At 66.9% G+C, this 16,140-nt stretch carries 13 protein-coding genes; 12 read left to right on the top strand and 1 reads right to left on the bottom strand.

Features of this window, described 5'->3' with window-relative positions; translation table 11 throughout:
- Positions 1-6: 6 nt before the first annotated feature.
- Positions 7-1,170, bottom strand: coding sequence for a dihydrodipicolinate synthase family protein (locus AC07NY_RS07560; RefSeq protein ID WP_494582946.1), 1,164 nt, complete (start codon positions 1,168-1,170; stop codon positions 7-9).
- A gap of 166 nt (positions 1,171-1,336) precedes the next feature.
- Between AC07NY_RS07560 and AC07NY_RS07555 the strand changes: the two genes are divergently transcribed.
- From AC07NY_RS07555 to AC07NY_RS07500, 12 genes are all read left to right on the top strand, one after another.
- On the top strand, positions 1,337-2,389 hold the full coding sequence (locus AC07NY_RS07555; protein WP_492287983.1) for a LacI family DNA-binding transcriptional regulator: 1,053 nt from the start codon (positions 1,337-1,339) through the stop codon (positions 2,387-2,389).
- 24 nt (positions 2,390-2,413) lie between these two features.
- Positions 2,414-4,006 (top strand): acyl CoA:acetate/3-ketoacid CoA transferase, encoded by a 1,593-nt coding sequence (locus tag AC07NY_RS07550; RefSeq protein WP_494582944.1) that lies wholly within the window; start codon positions 2,414-2,416, stop codon positions 4,004-4,006.
- Positions 4,003-4,776 (top strand): enoyl-CoA hydratase/isomerase family protein, encoded by a 774-nt coding sequence (locus AC07NY_RS07545; protein WP_494582943.1) that lies wholly within the window; start codon positions 4,003-4,005, stop codon positions 4,774-4,776. Before AC07NY_RS07550 ends, AC07NY_RS07545 begins: the two co-directional genes overlap by 4 nt.
- A 1-nt stretch (position 4,777) precedes the next feature.
- On the top strand, positions 4,778-5,539 hold the full coding sequence (locus AC07NY_RS07540) for a 3-ketoacyl-ACP reductase (protein WP_494582942.1): 762 nt from the start codon (positions 4,778-4,780) through the stop codon (positions 5,537-5,539).
- Positions 5,540-5,651: 112 nt separating this feature from the next.
- Positions 5,652-6,320, top strand: a complete 669-nt coding sequence (locus AC07NY_RS07535) for an amino acid ABC transporter permease (protein WP_494582940.1) — start codon at positions 5,652-5,654, stop codon at positions 6,318-6,320.
- Positions 6,321-6,329: 9 nt separating this feature from the next.
- Positions 6,330-6,980 (top strand): amino acid ABC transporter permease, encoded by a 651-nt coding sequence (locus tag AC07NY_RS07530; protein ID WP_257731466.1) that lies wholly within the window; start codon positions 6,330-6,332, stop codon positions 6,978-6,980.
- 45 nt (positions 6,981-7,025) lie between these two features.
- The gene (locus tag AC07NY_RS07525) at positions 7,026-7,847 is read left to right on the top strand and encodes a transporter substrate-binding domain-containing protein (RefSeq protein WP_494582938.1); all 822 of its coding nucleotides are present in this window, start codon (positions 7,026-7,028) and stop codon (positions 7,845-7,847) included.
- A 69-nt stretch (positions 7,848-7,916) separates the two neighbouring features.
- Positions 7,917-8,696, top strand: coding sequence for an amino acid ABC transporter ATP-binding protein (locus AC07NY_RS07520; protein ID WP_494582936.1), 780 nt, complete (start codon positions 7,917-7,919; stop codon positions 8,694-8,696).
- A 121-nt stretch (positions 8,697-8,817) separates the two neighbouring features.
- Positions 8,818-9,792, top strand: coding sequence for an AraC family transcriptional regulator (locus AC07NY_RS07515; RefSeq protein ID WP_494582934.1), 975 nt, complete (start codon positions 8,818-8,820; stop codon positions 9,790-9,792).
- Positions 9,793-9,960: 168 nt separating this feature from the next.
- Positions 9,961-10,965: a helix-turn-helix transcriptional regulator gene (locus AC07NY_RS07510; protein ID WP_494582932.1), complete on the top strand. Its 1,005-nt coding sequence runs from the start codon at positions 9,961-9,963 to the stop codon at positions 10,963-10,965.
- A 222-nt stretch (positions 10,966-11,187) separates the two neighbouring features.
- A complete protein-coding gene (locus AC07NY_RS07505; RefSeq protein WP_494582930.1) occupies positions 11,188-11,730 on the top strand; it encodes a hypothetical protein in 543 nt (180 codons plus the stop codon).
- Between the two features lie 51 nt (positions 11,731-11,781).
- The gene (locus tag AC07NY_RS07500) at positions 11,782-16,140 is read left to right on the top strand and encodes an autotransporter domain-containing protein (RefSeq protein ID WP_494582928.1); all 4,359 of its coding nucleotides are present in this window, start codon (positions 11,782-11,784) and stop codon (positions 16,138-16,140) included.

The following is a 16,140-nucleotide window of genomic DNA, read 5'->3' as shown; positions in this document are numbered from 1 at the left end:
CTCCCCTCAGGCGATGCCGTTGAGAGCGCAGAGATGCGTCATCCGGCGAGCGGCCAATTCGGGATCGATCAGCAGCCCCGACTGGTCCGCGAGACGGAAGAGATCGGCGTAGTGCAGGATGCCGCGCGCGGATTCAGCGCCGCCGACCATGCGGAAATGGGTCTGGAAGCCGTTGAGCCAGGCGAGGAAGACGACGCCGCATTTGTAATGCTGCGTCGGCGCCTCGAAGAGCCGGCGCGAGAGCGCCACGGTGGGATCGAGGATCGCATGGAAGCCGGCGCGGTCGCCCGCCTCCAGCCTGGCGAAGGCGGCTGCGGCGGCCGGCGCGATCGGATCGAAGATGCCGAGCAGGCCGTGCGAGAAGCCCTGATCGTCGCCGCCGATCAGCTCCGCGTAGTTGAAGTCGTCGCCGGTATACATCACGACGCCCGCCGGCAGGCGGCGGCGCATAGTGATCTCCTTGCCCGCGTCGAGCAGCGAGATCTTGATGCCGTCGATCTTGTCGGCGTGGTCGCGGATCAGGGTGAGCACGGTCTCCATCGCCGGCTCGAAATCGCGGCTGCCCCAATAGCCGGCAAGCGCCGGATCGAACATCTCGCCGAGCCAGTGCAAGATCACCTTGCCCCGGCATTGGCGGATGAGGTGGCCATAGACGGCAAGGTAGTCGTCCGGCCCCTTCGCGACGCGGCAAAGCGCGCGGCTCGCCATCAGGATGATCTTGCCGCCATGCTCCTCGATATGGCCGATCTGCTCCTCATAGGCGTGGATCACATCGTCGAGGCTGCGGGCATCCTGCGGAGCAAGCTGGTCGGTGCCGGCGCCACAGGCGAGATCGGCGCCCGGCGTCGCCTTGGCCTCGGCGAGGACGCGGGTGATCAATTCGGCGGCGTTCTGCCAGTCCAGCCCCATGCCGCGCTGGGACGTGTCCATCGCCTCGGCGATCTTGAGGCCGAGCCCCCAGAGATGATGCCGGAAAGCCAGCGTCGCATCCCAGTCGACGGCCGGCTCGCGCCAGGGATCGACCAGTTTCAGCGGGTCGGCGACGACATGGGCGGCGGCATAGACGGTGCGGATGCCGTTGGCTTTGGCCGTCTGCGGGAAAGGCGAAGGCGGCGCCAGCCTGTAGCGCTCGCTGCGGCCGTCCATGCGGGGCAGGCTGATCTCGACCATCGCTTCCTCCGGTGAATTTATTGGAACGTTCCAATTAAGAAACGCGTTTCCAGCCTTATACAGAGGCAATAAAGGCTTTGAAAGAGACATATTGCGCGCCGATCCATTCACTGATAATGGAACGTTCCAAGAAAAGAACAGCGCCACGCGCATCAGGGATGAAACGATGCCGCAGCCGCAAGGCAGCAAGGGAAAGGTGACGATCATCGAGATCGCGGACGCCGCCGGCGTCTCGAAATCGACGGTCTCGCTCGTCCTCACCGGCCGCGGCGCGGTGAAGCCCGAAACCCGCCAGCATGTCCTGCAGACCATGGACCGGCTCGGCTATGTCTATAATCGCGGCGCCGCCAATCTCCGTAACGCGCAGTCCCGCATCGTCGGCCTCGTCCTCAACGACCTCTCCAACCCGTTCTTCGCCGAATTCGCGATCGGCGTGGAGAAGGTGCTGCAGATGGCCGGCTATGTCGCCTTCATGGCCAACACCGCCGAGAGCGTGGTGCGGCAGGAGCAGGTGATGCGGATGATGCGCGAGCATGGCGCCGGCGGCATCATACTCTGCCCCGCGCTGGATACGCGGCCCGAGCATCTCGATTGGGCCAAGGCTGCCGGAACTGCGCTGCTGGTCGCGATCCGCCGCCTGCCCGGCGCCGATACGAGCATCGTCGTGCCGGAGAACCTCCTCGGCGCCAGCCGCGTCACCCGCCACCTCATCAATCTCGGCCATGAGCGCATCGCCTTTCTCGGCGGCATGCATTCGATGGTCGTCCGGCAGGAGCGGCATGGCGGTTTCCTCTCGGCGATGGAAGCGTCCGGCCGCAGCGTCGATCCCGCGCTAAACCTCGAGAGCATGCCGACGCGCGACGGTGGTTTCAGCGCGATGAGCGCGGTGCTCTCGCTCGCCGATCGGCCGACCGCAGTCGTCTGCTACAACGACGTCACCGCGATCGGCGCGATGCTCGCCGCCGCGCGCCACGGCCTCATCGTCGGGCGCGACATCGCGATTGTCGGCTTCGACGACACCAGCGAGGCGCGCCATGTCTCTCCGGCGCTGACCACCGTCGCGGTCGATCCCGTCGGCCTCGGCGAGCGCGCCGCAGCCCTCCTGCTGAAGCAGATCAACGATCCCGCCGCCGAGCCCGAGAGCTTCATCGGCCCCGCCCATCTCGTCATCCGCGAATCCTGCGGCGCCTATCAGCGCGCGCTCGCGGCCGCCGGCTGAAACTTTCCGAAGAGACAAGAGATCATGGCCTTCCCCCGCATCCTCTCCGCCGACGAAGCCGCCGCCCTGATCCCGGACGAGGCGATCGTCACGGTGTCCTCCTCCTCCGGCCTTGGCTGCCCCGATGCGGTTCTGGCGGCGATCGGCCGGCGCTTCGACGCGTCCGGCCATCCGCGCAACCTGACGACGCTGCACCCGATCGCGGCCGGCGACATGTGGGGCGTCAAAGGCGTCGACCACATCGCCAAGCCCGGCCTGCTGGCGCGGATCATGGGCGGCTCCTACCCCTCCGGCCCATCCTCGGCCGAGCCGCCGGCGATCTGGAAGATGGTCACGGGCAACGAAATCCCGGCCTACAACATCCCGAGCGGCATCCTGTTCGACATGCATCGCGAGGCCGCGGCCAAGCGGCCGGGCGTGCTGACCAAGATTGGCATGGATACCTTCGTCGATCCCAAGCATCAGGGCTGCGCCATGAACGCGCGCGCCATGGCCGAGCCGATCGTTGCCCGTGTCGAGTTCGACGGCGAGGACTGGCTCTATTTCCGCAGCATCGTGCCGAAGGTCGCGATCATCCGCGCCACCACAGCCGACGAGCGCGGCAACCTCTCCTACGAGCATGAGGGCGGACTGCTCGGCCCGCTCGATCAGGCGCTGGCGGTCCGCAACAATGGCGGCATCGTCATCGCGCAGGTGAAGCGCGTGGTCGAGGCCGGCAGCCTCAATACGCAGGCCGTCTTCGTGCCCGGCATCCTCGTCGATGCGATCGTGGTCGCGCCCGACCAGATGCAGACGACACAGACCGTCTACGATCCCGCCATCTCCGGCGAGGTGCGCCGGCCGCTATCGAGCTTCGAGACCCCGGCCTTCGACGTCGCCAAGGTCATCGCGCGCCGCGTCGCGCAGGAATTGCGCCATGGCGACGCCGTCAATATCGGCTTCGGCATCTCGGCCAATGTCCCGCGCATTCTGATCGAGGAAGGCCAGCACGGCGCCGTCACCTGGGTGATCGAGCAGGGCGCCGTCGGCGGCGTGCCTCTCCTAGAATTCCAGTTCGGCTGCGCCTCCAATGCCGAGGCCATCGTCCCCTCCCCCTACCAGTTCACCTATTTCCAGGGTGCGGGCTTCGACATGTCGCTGCTCTCCTTCCTGCAGATCGACAAGCTGGGCTGCGTCAACGTCTCGAAGCTCGGCGTGCGCCCGCATGTCACCGCCGGCGCCGGCGGCTTCATCGACATCACCGCACGGGCCAAGCGCATCGTCTTCTCCGGCTATTTCAGCGCCGCCGCCAAGCTCGCGATCGCGGATGGCAAGCTCGTCATCGAGAAGGAAGGCAAGGTCAGGAAGCTCGTCGAGGCTGTCGAGCACATCTCCTTCTCCGGCCCCCGCGCCATCGCCCAGGGCCAGGACATCACCTATGTCACCGAGCGCTGCGTGATGAAGCTGACGACTGAGGGCATCGTCGTCACCGAGATCGCGCCGGGCGTCGATCTGGAGCGTGACATTCTCGCCCAAAGCGAGTTCCCGCTGCTGGTGCCCAAGCCGCCGAAGCTGATGGACGCCGCGCTGTTCAATGAGGCGTTGCTCGGCCTCGAAATCCCCGCGAGGGCGGCATGAGCGATCCCGTCCGCCTCGACATCGCTTCCGGCATCGCGACGATCACGCTCGCCCGGCCGGAGAAGCTCAACGCGCTCGACGACGTCATGGTCGGCCTGCTCGGCCGCTTCGCCGAGACGATCGATGCAGACCGCTCGGTGCGTGCGGTCATCCTGACGGCCGAGGGCAAGGCCTTCTGCGCCGGCGGCGACATCGTCGCCTGGGGCGGGTTATCTCCGCTGGAGATGGGTCAGGGCTGGGTCCGCTCCGGCCACCGCGTCTTCGACAAGCTCGCGCGCATGAAGCCGCCGGTCATCGCCGCGATGAACGGCCATGCGCTCGGCGGCGGGCTGGAGCTCGCCGTCACCGCCGATATCCGCATCTGCGAGGTCCAGGCCAAGATCGGCCTGCCCGAAACCGGGCTCGGCATGATCCCCGGCTGGTCCGGCACGCAGCGTCTCGTCCGGCGCCTCGGCGGGCAGGTCGCACGGCGCCTTGCGCTCACCGGCGAGATCGTCACCGCCGAGAACGCGCTTTCGCTCGGCATCGTCGATCAGGTCGTCGAGAAGGGCGGCGCGCTCGCAGCCGCGCAGGCCATGGCCGAGCGCATCTGCCAGCGCGGGCCGGTCGCCAATATCGTCGTCAAGCAGCTCATCAATGCCGCCGAGGACGAGGATAGCGGCGCGATCATGGAAGCGCTGGCGAGTTCGCTCGTCTCCTATACCGACGACGTCAAGGAAGGCGTCTCCGCCTTCCAGCAAAAGCGCACGCCGACCTACCGGGGAGAGTGAGATGACGCGCCCCGTTGCCCTCATCACCGGCGCTAGGCGCGGCATCGGCCGCGCCATCGGCATCGCCCTCGCCAAGGCCGGACACGACATCGCCTTCACCGATATCGCAGAGGACGAGGCCGTCGCCGAAGCGTTGAGGCTGTTCGAGGCAGAAGGCGCGACGGCGCGCTTCTTCAAACACGACGTCGCGGCCGTCCCGAGCCATGCCGGTCTCGTCGCCGATGTGAAGGCGGCTTTCGGCCGGCTCGATCTCTTCGTCTCCAATGCCGGCATCGGCGCGCCCGTGCGCGGCGACATGCTGGAGATCACAGAGGAAAGCTTCGACCTCGTGATGGACATCAACCTGCGCGGCGCCGCCTTCCTGAGCCAGGAAATCGCCAAAACGATGCTCGCGGACAGGCCGGAACGCCCGGCCATCGTCTTCATCACCTCGGCCTCGACGGAGCTGATCTCGATCGACCGGGCGCAATATTGCGTCTCCAAGCTCGGGCTCTCGATGTGGGCGAAGGCGCTCGCGGTCCGGCTGGCGCCAGAGGGCATTGCGGTCTTCGAGATCCGGCCGGGCGTGATCCGAACCGACATGACCGCGAAGGTCGCCGCCAAGTATGACGCGCGCATCGCCGATGGACTGATCCCCGCCGGGCGCTGGGGCGAAGGCGAGGATGTCGCGGCCGCGGTCGCTGCCCTGACGAGCGGGCAATTCGCCTATGCGACGGGGACAGTCATCAACGTCGATGGCGGCTTGCTGATCCCGCGTTTGTAGCAAGACTGGACCGACAAGACCGAGAAGCCAGCGCCAAGCCGGCCGGATTTGCAGGAAGGACAGGATCGATGAAGGCTGTTGAGCAGCGGAAGCTCCGGAGGGGCTTGCCCGCATGAGCTATGAGTTCGATTTCGCCGACGTCTTCGCGGCCTGGCCCGAATTGCTGCAGGGGCTGTTCAATTCGCTCGTGCTCTCGGCGCTGGCGATGGCGATCGGCATGGTGGTCTCGGTCGCCGGCGCGCTCGGCAAGACCTCGGGCCCGAAATGGCTGGTCTGGATCATCGACGAATATATCGAGCTGATCCGCAACACGCCGTTCCTGATCCAGATCTTCATGATCTATTTCGGCCTGCCCTCGCTCGGCCTGAAGATGACCTCGAACACGGCGGCGCTGCTGGCGCTGGTCGTGAATGTCGGCGCCTATGGCATCGAGATCATCCGCGCCGGCATCGAGAGCATCCAGAAGGGGCAGATCGAGGCCGGCAAGTCGCTGGGCATGCGCCCGCTCCAGATCTTCCGCTACATCATCCTGAAGCCCGCGATCCAGGCGATCTACCCCTCGCTGACCAGCCAGTTCATCCTGCTGATGCTGAACACCAGCGTCTGCTCGGCGATCGCGGCGAGCGAGCTGACGGCGGTGGCCGGCGACATCCAGTCGCGCACCTTCCGCAGCTTCGAGGTCTATTTCGTCGTCACATGCATGTATCTCGGCCTCTCCGTCTTCTTCTGGACGGTCTTCGCCGCGATCGAGCGCACCTTGCTGCGCAAGCCAACCCGGTGAGGTGAGACGATGCGCACACTCGGCTCCCCCGACATCATCTACATCCTCATGGCAGTGCGCTGGACGCTGCTGCTCTCGCTCGTCGCCTTCCTCGGCGGCGCACTTGGCGGTGCGCTGGTCGCGCTTGCCCGCACCGGCGAGTATAAATGGCTAAGGGTCGCCTCGGCCGGCTACATCAAGGTCTTCCAGGGCACGCCGCTCCTGATGCAGCTCTTCCTCGCCTTCTTCGTGCCGGGGCTGTTCGGCTGGTCGGTCGATCCCTGGACGGCGGCGGCGCTCGGCCTCTCGCTCCATGCCAGCGCCTTCCTCGGCGAGATCTGGCGCGGCGCCATCGAGGTCGTGCCGCGCGGGCAATGGGAGGCGGCGACCTCGCTCGGCCTGCGCTACGCCCCGAAGATGGTGCTCATCATCGCCCCGCAGGCGATCCGCATCGCGATCCCGCCGACGATCGGCTTCCTCGTGCAGCTGATCAAGGGCACCTCACTCGCCTCGATCATCGGCTTCGTCGAGCTGACGCGCGCGGCGCAGATCATCAACAACGCCACCTTCCGGCCCTTCACGATCTTCGCGCTGGTGGCGCTGGTCTATTACGTCATCTGCCGGCCGCTCTCGGCCTACAGCAAGAGAATGGAGCAGAAGCTCCTCGTCGCCGCGCGATAATCAGCGTCGATGCAACACGAAGCCCACCTCAGAGGAGAACGACCCATGTCACTGTTTAAATCGATTTGCCGCCGCAGCCTTGGCGCGCTCGTCTTCGCCGGCCTCGCCGCCGCAGCTCTCAACACCGCGCCCGCCCAGGCCGCCACGCCCGACGAGATCAAGGCCCGCGGCAAGCTGATGGTCGGCGTGCTGACCGACTACCCGCCCTTCGGCGGCACCGACGCCCAGCAGAATCCGGCCGGCTACGATGCCGATGTCGCCGCCCTGATGGCCAAGGCGCTCGGCGTCAAGCTCGAGCTCGTGCCGGTCACCGGCCCGAACCGCATCCCCTACCTGCTGACCAACAAGGTCGACGTGCTGATCGCCACCTTCGGCATCACCGCCGAGCGCCAGAAGCAGGTACTCTTCTCCAACCCCTACAGCACGCTGACGATCTACGTGCTCGCCCCCAAGAGCCTGAACATCAAGACGGCGGAAGACCTGAAGCCGGTGACGATCAGCGTCGCGCGCGCCTCGACCCAGGACACCGCGATCAGCGCCGTCGCGCCGGCCGGCACGCCGCTCAAGCGCTTCGACGATGACGCGACCGCGCTTCAGGCCCTGATCTCCGGCCAGGTCCAGGCGATGGGCGCGAGCAACACCATCCTCGCCCAGCTCCTGAAGGATTATCCGCAGCTCAATATCGAGCCGAAGATCACGCTGCGCGAGCAGGCCAACGGCATGGCCTTCCGCAAGGCCGACACGGCGCTGGCCGAGTTCTCCAACAAGTTCATCGCCGAGATCGAGGGCAATGGCGAGCTCTCGAAGATCAACCAGAAGTGGTTCGGCATCCCGCTGCCGAAGCTGCCGGCGATGCCGCAGTTCTGACCACGCCTGACAGGTGCCCGGCTTCGCGCCGGGCACCTCTTTCGACTGTCATCCAGAACGGTTTTGCAGATGTCCGCGACAGCCCCGGCCGCCACCGATCACGAGATCGGCGACGTGATCATCGAGATGCGCAAGGTCGACAAGTTCTATGGCGACTTCCATGTCCTGCGCGATATCGACCTCACCATCTCGCGCGGCGAGCGCATCGTCATCTGCGGCCCCTCGGGCTCGGGCAAGTCGACGCTGATCCGCTGCTTGAATCAGCTCGAAGAGCATCAGAAGGGCGAGATCGTCATCGACGGCACCACCGTCCATGCCAAGCTCAAGGGCATCGAGGACATCCGCCGCGAGATCGGCATGGTCTTCCAGAGCTTCAACCTGTTCCCGCACCTGACCGCGCTCGAAAATTGCACGCTGGCGCCGATGAAGGTGCGCGGCACGCCGAAGGCCGAGGCCGAAGCGACAGCCCGCAAGATCCTGGAACGCGTCCATATCCCCGAGCAGGCGCATAAATACCCGGTCCAGCTCTCGGGCGGCCAGCAGCAGCGCGTCGCGATCGCGCGTTCGCTCTGCATGAATCCGAAGATCATGCTGTTCGACGAGCCGACCTCGGCGCTCGACCCCGAGATGGTCAGCGAAGTCCTCGACACGATGGTCGAGCTCGCCGAGAGCGGCATGACCATGATCTGCGTCACCCATGAGATGGGCTTCGCCCGCAAGGTCGCCGATCGCGTGATCTTCATGGATGCCGGCGAGATCGTCGAGATGGCGCCGCCGGAGCAGTTCTTCTCGGCCCCGCAGAGCGAACGGACGCGCAAGTTCCTCGGCCAGATCCTGCATCACGCCTGACGGCCCTTCTCCGGCACGGGGAAGGCTGCGCGCGCTCTGCAACCTGGGATTGATCCCGCTTGTGCGGAAATCGATCCGATAATAGAGGAATTGGGCCGACCATCATCCCCGAGAGAGCGCAGTGACGGCAGCCCCGTTCCCGATGATGCGACTGCGGACGGACGATGTCCCGCGCCGGGAACAGATGGCCTTCGTGCACGACTTCGTCGCGCGCCATGTCGGCGGACTGGAATTCCGCCCGGCCGACCGGGACAATATCCGGATCGATATGGAAGCCATGATGCTGCCGGGCGGGCTGACCGTCGGCCGCGGCCTCTATGCGCCGATGCACGGCGCGCGGACGCGCGGTCTGCTGCAGGACGGCCGCGAGCACTACCTGCTGACGATCCATAACGAGGACCACGAGGTCGCCGTCGATGGCGGCAGGATGATCAAGGTCTCGGCCGGCGATGTCCTGCTGCTGAACGAGGCGGTCTGCTTCGAGTTCTGGCAGGGCAAGCCGATGTCCGTCGACGTGCTCTCGCTCGACCAGCGGCGGCTCGCGAGCCTGGCGCCGCGCGTGGCGCTGGAAGCGAGTTATGTCATTCCCGCGGCATCGGCGTCGCTGTCGCTGCTCTCTGGCTATGTCGAGATGCTGCGCCGCCATCCGCCCGTATCGGTCAGGGCGAGCGAAATCGCCTCCCGCCATGTCTACGACCTCGCCGCGCTGGTCCTCGACGGCTTCGTGCATGGCGGCGCCGAGCGCAATGCCAGCAGCATCGCGGCGGCGCGGTTGAAGCTCGTACGCAAGGATATCCTCGAACGGCTCGCCGATCCCGGCCTCGGGATCGAGGCGGTCGCCCGGCGCCAGGGCATCACGCCGCGCTATGTCCAGCGCCTGTTCGAAGCGCAGGAGACGACCTTCTCCGACTTCGTGCGCGACCAGCGGCTCGATCTCGCCTTTCGCATGCTCCGCGAGCGCGACCCGGCCTCCTGCACGATCACGACCATCGCCTATGATGCCGGGTTCTCCGACGTCACCTCCTTCAACCGGGCCTTCCGGCGACGCTTCGAGGCGACGCCCTCCGAAGTCAGGGCGAGCGCTCTGAGAGGCTGATTCAAGCCAGCCTTTTGCAATCCGGCCGCGGAAAAACCTCTGCTTTGTTCGCCGGCTGCAAAATCTGTTCGCCGCGATCCGAGACGGCCCCTCCTTCCCCGCCATAGCGTCCGCCCCCTCTGAACGGTGGGGGAATGGCTCCTACTTCGTCGAAGCCGGAGCCCTCGCATGACGATCGCACCGTTTGCGATGCAGCGGCTGTCGACAGAAGAGATTCCGCGCGGCGAGCGGATGGCTTTCCTGCACGATTTCATGGCCCGGCATGTCTGGAGCGGGCGGCGGCTGCTACCGGCCGACCCTGACGATATTCGCGTCGATCTCGAAGCGATGGCGCTGCCCAGCGACCTTCTCGTCTCCCATGGTCGCTTCACGCCGATGCGCGGCATCCGGGCGCGCGACCAGTTGCAGGACGGCCGGCAGAACTACGTCTGGACGATCCAGGACGACGAGCGTGAGGTTTCGGTCGCGGGCAAGCCGCCGATCAGGATCGGCGCGGGCGATCTCGTGCTCGTCAACGAGGGGACCTGTCACGAATGCTGGCACGGCCGCTCCACCTCCTTCGACTTCGTCTCGCTCGACCGCCGGCTGCTGGCCGACCGCGCACCCCGCATCGACATCGAGGCGAGCTACGTGATTCCGGCGGCGACGGAAGGCATGTCGCTGCTGAAGGACTATGTCGCGCTGCTGCGCCGCAATCCGCCGGGCTCGGTCAGGGTCGCCGAGGCGGCGGCGCGTCATGTCTACGACCTCACGGCCCTGGTCCTCGGTGGCGTGCTGCGGGGCGGAACCGAGCGCAACGAGAGCAGCATCGCGGCAGCCCGGCTCAGGCTCGTGCAGAAGGACGTCCTCGAACGCCTCTGCGATCGCGATCTCCAGATCGAGGCCGTGGCAAGGCGCCAGGGCGTCACGGTGCGCTATGTCCAGCGCCTGTTCGAGAATGCCGGGACGACATTCTCCGATTTCGTGCGCGGGCAGCGGCTCGAACACGCCGTCCGATTGCTGAAGGAGCGCGACCTCGCCTCCAGCACGATCACGACGATCGCCTATGATGTCGGGTTCTCGGACGTCTCCTCGTTCAACCGTGCGTTCCGCAAGCGCTTCGATGCCACGCCTTCCGAGTTCCGGGCGGACATCCTGAGTCGCCGCGCCACCCTCCCGAGAGGCGAGGAATGACGGATGAAGGCCTTCAATGCGGGTCGTTGGCCGCTCCTGCCGCCAATCCCCGAAAAATGCCCGGGGCGATGTTCGTTTCCTGCAAAACCGCTTCGCTCCCCGCGCAGACGGACCAACCGCCCTCTTCCTAGAATCCGGCTCGAATTGCGCGAAAGCGCTGCTCCGCTTTGCCGAATGGGCCGTGCCGACAGCCTTCATTCTCGGCCTTGGAAGGGATTTCGAGTGCTGTCGATCTTAAGCGCCCGCAAGCACGGTGCCGCCGCCGCGCGCCGCCCGAAGCGCCGTCTCCTGTCGGCCGCGCTCTGCGCCGGCTTCCTGTTCGCCGCCGATCCCGCAGTGGCCCTGACGCGCGACGAGGTCGCCAAGGTCGCGGAGCTGATCGCGGCGCTGCAGCCGGGTTTCGGCTCCTTCGCCTATGACGAGGAGATCGTCGGCGAGTGGTTCGAGCGCGATTCCGCCGAGCGCGGCCTGATCCGGGCCGCCGGCTTCACGGCGGAAAGCTGGAAGACCGCGGTCGGCGATACCTTCCGCGGCCTCGCCGCCCTCGCCCCCCAGAGCGAGATCGACACGTTGCGCGCCAAGCTGGACGCCGGCGCGAGCGGCCTTGTCGGGTTGAACGCGGCCCAGAAGGCGGAGGCCTTGCAGGCGCTCCGGGTGGAATTCGCGCGGATGCTGGCGTTCCGCACCGAGGGCGCGCGCTTCGCCGACATCGTGCGCCCGCTCGCGCCGCGCCTGAAGGCGATCCTCGACAACAGCTCCGACTGACGCCCGACCATCACCGCCGGCCGACGCTCATCTCGTGTTTCCCAAAGGCCCATGATGAAAACTGCTTCCTCGAAGCGCCCCGTGCGCAGCCATGCTCTCCGCAGGACGAGCCTTCTCTCGGCGACAGCCCTCGTCGCGGCCGGCACGCTGGCTGCGCCCTCAGCGCAGGCGAACTCCGTGCTCTACACCGTGAGCGGCACCTATGCGGATGCGATCACGGTCGGAGCGACGAGCGTGATCCGGACCCAGACCGGCGTCGACGCGGTCTTCGCGGGCACCGTCACCTATAGCGACCCCACCGTCGGCTATCTCTTCCTCGGCGATACCTCGGCCAATAACGGCACCATCGTCTTCGCACCGACCAGCATCGGCGGCACCCTGGGCTACGACTATCTCAGCATCGCCGGCGGCGTGGTCCGTTTCGGCAGCGATGCGGCGCGGACCTTCTACAGACGGTCTGGAACGGCGGTGATCGTCTCCGGCGGCACGCTCGATCTCGGCGGTGTCAGCCAGACCATCAGCCTGGTGAGCCACCTCGGCGTGAATGCCGGCACGATCACCAACAATGGCCCCGGCGCCGCCACCCTGACCATCGCCAACAGCATCGACTTCAACGGGGCGATCACCGACGGCGCGAACGCGCTTGGCCTGCGCTTGCAAGGCAGCGGTACGCAGACCCTCGGCGGCAACAGTACGTATTCCGGTGGCACGACCCTGGCCGCCGGCTCGCTGCTGACGGTGACGCATTCCAATGCGCTCGGCACCGGCGCCCTGCGTTTCGAAGGGCTGGGCAGCACGCTTGCGCTGAACGATACCATCTCGCTCGCGAACAATATCAGCCTGGCGGCGGGCGCCACCGCCGTCTTCACCGTCGGCAGCGGCACCGGCCGGCTCATGGGCGATATCGCCAGCAACAATGGCGACCTGTTCAAGGATGGCAACGGCGAACTCGTCCTCGGCGGCGCTGTCAATGCCGGCCGCATCTTCCTCAATCGCGGCAGCCTGACCTCGGCCACGCCGCTCGGCGGCAACATCTCCGATACAGCGTCGATCATCGTCTCCCCGAACGCGACCTTCAACGTCCAGGGCAACGAGAAAATCTACGAGGTCATCGGCACCGGGCAGGTGGCGCTTGCCAATGGCGCACAGCTGACACTCGGCCGCGACGGTAACGGAGGATCGGACTTTTCGACCACCTCCAGCAACCTGATCACGGGCGCCGGCTCGCTGCGCAAGGAAGGCGACAACCGTCAGACACTGCGCGGCGCCAACACCTATTCCGGCGGCACCACGCTGGCTGCCGGGACGCTTCGCGCGGGAATAACCGGCGCTCTCGGCACCGGCGGGCTCACGATCGCCGGCCAGGGAACAACGCTTGCCCTCATCGACAACGTCCGGCTCAACAACGCGATCACGCTCGATCAGGGCAATCTCAATGTCGAGGTGGAGAGCGGCACATCCACACTCGGCGGGCGAATCACGCGAGCGAATCCGGCGGAGGTCCGGGACTTCCACAAGAACGGTCCGGGCAGGCTCATCCTGGCCAGCAATGGGTCGGACGTCTCGCATGCCTATGTGAACAGCGGCCTCCTGCAGGTCGACGGCACGATCACGGCCCAGACCCTGCAGGTGGCGAACACTGCCGGACTTTCCGGCATCGGCACCGTCAACGCCAATGTCACGGTCGCGAATGGCGGCACCTTGCACGGGCGCTCGGACCAGACCCTGACCATCAACGGCAACCTGATCCTGAACAGTGGCTCCACGATCGAGGTCGAGCTCGATGCCCCCAGTACGCGCGCCTTGTTCGGCGTCGGCGGCAACCTGACGCTCGACGGCGGCCTGAACATCTCCAGCGCCGGCAATTACGGCGAGGGCGTTTACCGCCTCTTCGACTACGACGGAACGCTCACCGATAACGGGCTCGACGTCACCGCAGCACCACCCGGCTCAACCGCGACCATCCAGACCGGCGTCGCCCGCCAGGTCAACATCGTCGTGGGATCAGGCGCCGGCCCGGTCTGGCAGTTCTGGGACGGCGGCCAGACCGTGTCCAACGGCCAGGTCGATGGCGGCACCGGCAACTGGGGCGGCACCACCAACTGGACGGATGCGAACGGACAGGTCAACGCGGCCTGGGCCGGCGGGCATGCGGCCTTCCAGGGCGCATCCGGCACGGTCACGATCGCTCCGGGCGGCGTATCGGTGCACGGCATGCAGTTCGCCGTGAACGGCTATTCCCTCAATGGCGGCCCCATCACGCTGGCGGCGCCGCAGACCGTCATCCGCGTCGGCGACGGCACGAACCAGGGCGCGAACTTCATCGCCCGGATCGGCTCCGACCTCACCGGCACCGGGGGATTGCTGAAGACGGACCTGGGACGGCTGATCCTCGACGGCAACAACAGCTACCAAGGCGATACCTACGTCCTGGGCGGCAGGCTGGAAGGCAACACGGGCAGCATCCGCAACAACATCGTCAATAACGGCACCGTCGTCTTCGATCAGGCGCAGAACGGCAGCTTCGCCGGCAGCATCACCGGCCAGGGCGGCACCATGATCAAGGACGGCGTTGGGACGCTGCGGCTGACCGGGCTCAACACGCTGGAATGGTCGATCCGGAACGGCGTCCTGTCCTCGACCACCGACGCCTTCCGCGGCAACCTCGACATCCGGGGCGGCGCGACGATGCGCTTCGAGCAGAACGCCTCGGGCACCTATGCCGGCAACGCCCGCAGCAGCGGCAATGGCGACGGCCGGCTGGAGATCGTGGCCGGCGCCGGCAACATCATCGCCTTCACCGGCGATTCCAGCGGCTTCACCGGCATCACCACGGTCGAGACCGGCGCCCTCGCCGTGAACGGCCAGCTCGGCGGCACCCTCGGCGTTACAGCGGGCGCGCGCCTCCAGGGCATCGGCACGGTTGGCGAGGTGACGGTCGCCGGCACGATCGCGCCCGGCAATTCGATCGGCACGCTCAATGTCGCCGGCAACATCACCTTCAATCCGGGCTCGACCTACGAGGTCGAGATCGATGCCGCGGGCCAGTCGGACCGGATCGTCGCCGCGGGCAGCGCCACGATCAACGGCGGCTCGGTCAGGGTGCTGGCCGGCGCGGGCAGCTATGCGCCGCAGACGCGCTACACCATCCTCACCGCAGCGGGCCCGCGCACCGGCACCTTCACCGGCGGCGTGAACTCGAACCTCGCCTTCCTCGACCCCGCGCTCAGCTACGACGCCAACAACGTCTACCTGACGATGGTCCGCAACGGCCTGAGCTTCCAGACTGTCGGCCTGACCTGGAACCAGGTCGCCGCCGGCGCAGCCACCGAGAGCCTGGGCGGCAGCCACGCCGTCCATGATGCGCTGCTGACCCTGTCGGCGGATCAGGCGCGCGGCGCCTTCGACCAGCTTTCCGGCGAGGTCCATGCCTCGGCCCGCACCGCCCTGATCGAGGACAGCCGCTTCCTGCGCAGCGCCGTCAACGATCGCCTGCGCGCGGCTTCCGGCGGCGTCGGCGCCGCTCAGGGGGATGCCGTCACCTATGTCGATGGCAAGCCCGTTCCGGCTGCGCCCGGCCCCGACCGTTTCACCGTCTGGGGCCAGGGCTTCGGTTCCTGGGGTCGCACGGATGGCGACGGCAACGCGGCGAAGCTGGGGCGCAAGACCGGCGGCTTCTTCATCGGCGCGGACACCCCGGTCTTCGACCGCTGGCGCCTGGGCGCCGTCGCCGGCTACAGCCGCACCACCTTCGACGTGAAGAGCCGCCATTCCTCGGGCACGAGCGACAACTACCATCTCGGCCTCTATGCCGGCGCCAACTGGGGTGCGCTCGCGCTGCGGACCGGCGCCGCCTACACATGGCACGATATCGAGACCAACCGGACCGTCGGCTTCGCCGGCTTCAACGACCGGTTGAAGGGCGACTACGGCGCCGGCACGGCGCAGCTCTTCGGCGAGCTCGCCTATGGCTTCTCCATGGGAAGCACCCGCTTCGAGCCCTTCGCCAATCTCGCCTATGTCAATCTGCATACGGACGGGTTCGCCGAGCAGGGCGGCGCGGCGGCGCTCACCGGCACGGCCGCGAACACCGATGCGGTCTTCGGCACGCTGGGCCTGCGCGCCTCGACCACTTTCACCCTCGGTGGGGCGAACCTCACGGCGAAGGGCATGCTCGGCTGGCGCCATGCGTTCGGTGATACGACGCCGCTCGCCGCCCTGCGCTTCGCCGGTGGCGGCAGCCCCTTCGGCATCGGCGGCGTGCCGGTCGCCCGCAATGCGGCGGTGATCGAGGCCGGGCTCGATTATGCGATCTCTCCGAACGCCACGCTCGGCATCAGCTATGGCGGCCAGTTCGGCTCCGGCATCGCCGACCATTCCGCCAAGGCCAACTTCAATGTCAGGTTCTGA

Source organism: Allobosea sp. GW821-FHT09G06 (assembly GCF_059416005.1).
This window is presented reverse-complemented; position numbering and strand designations above follow the sequence as displayed.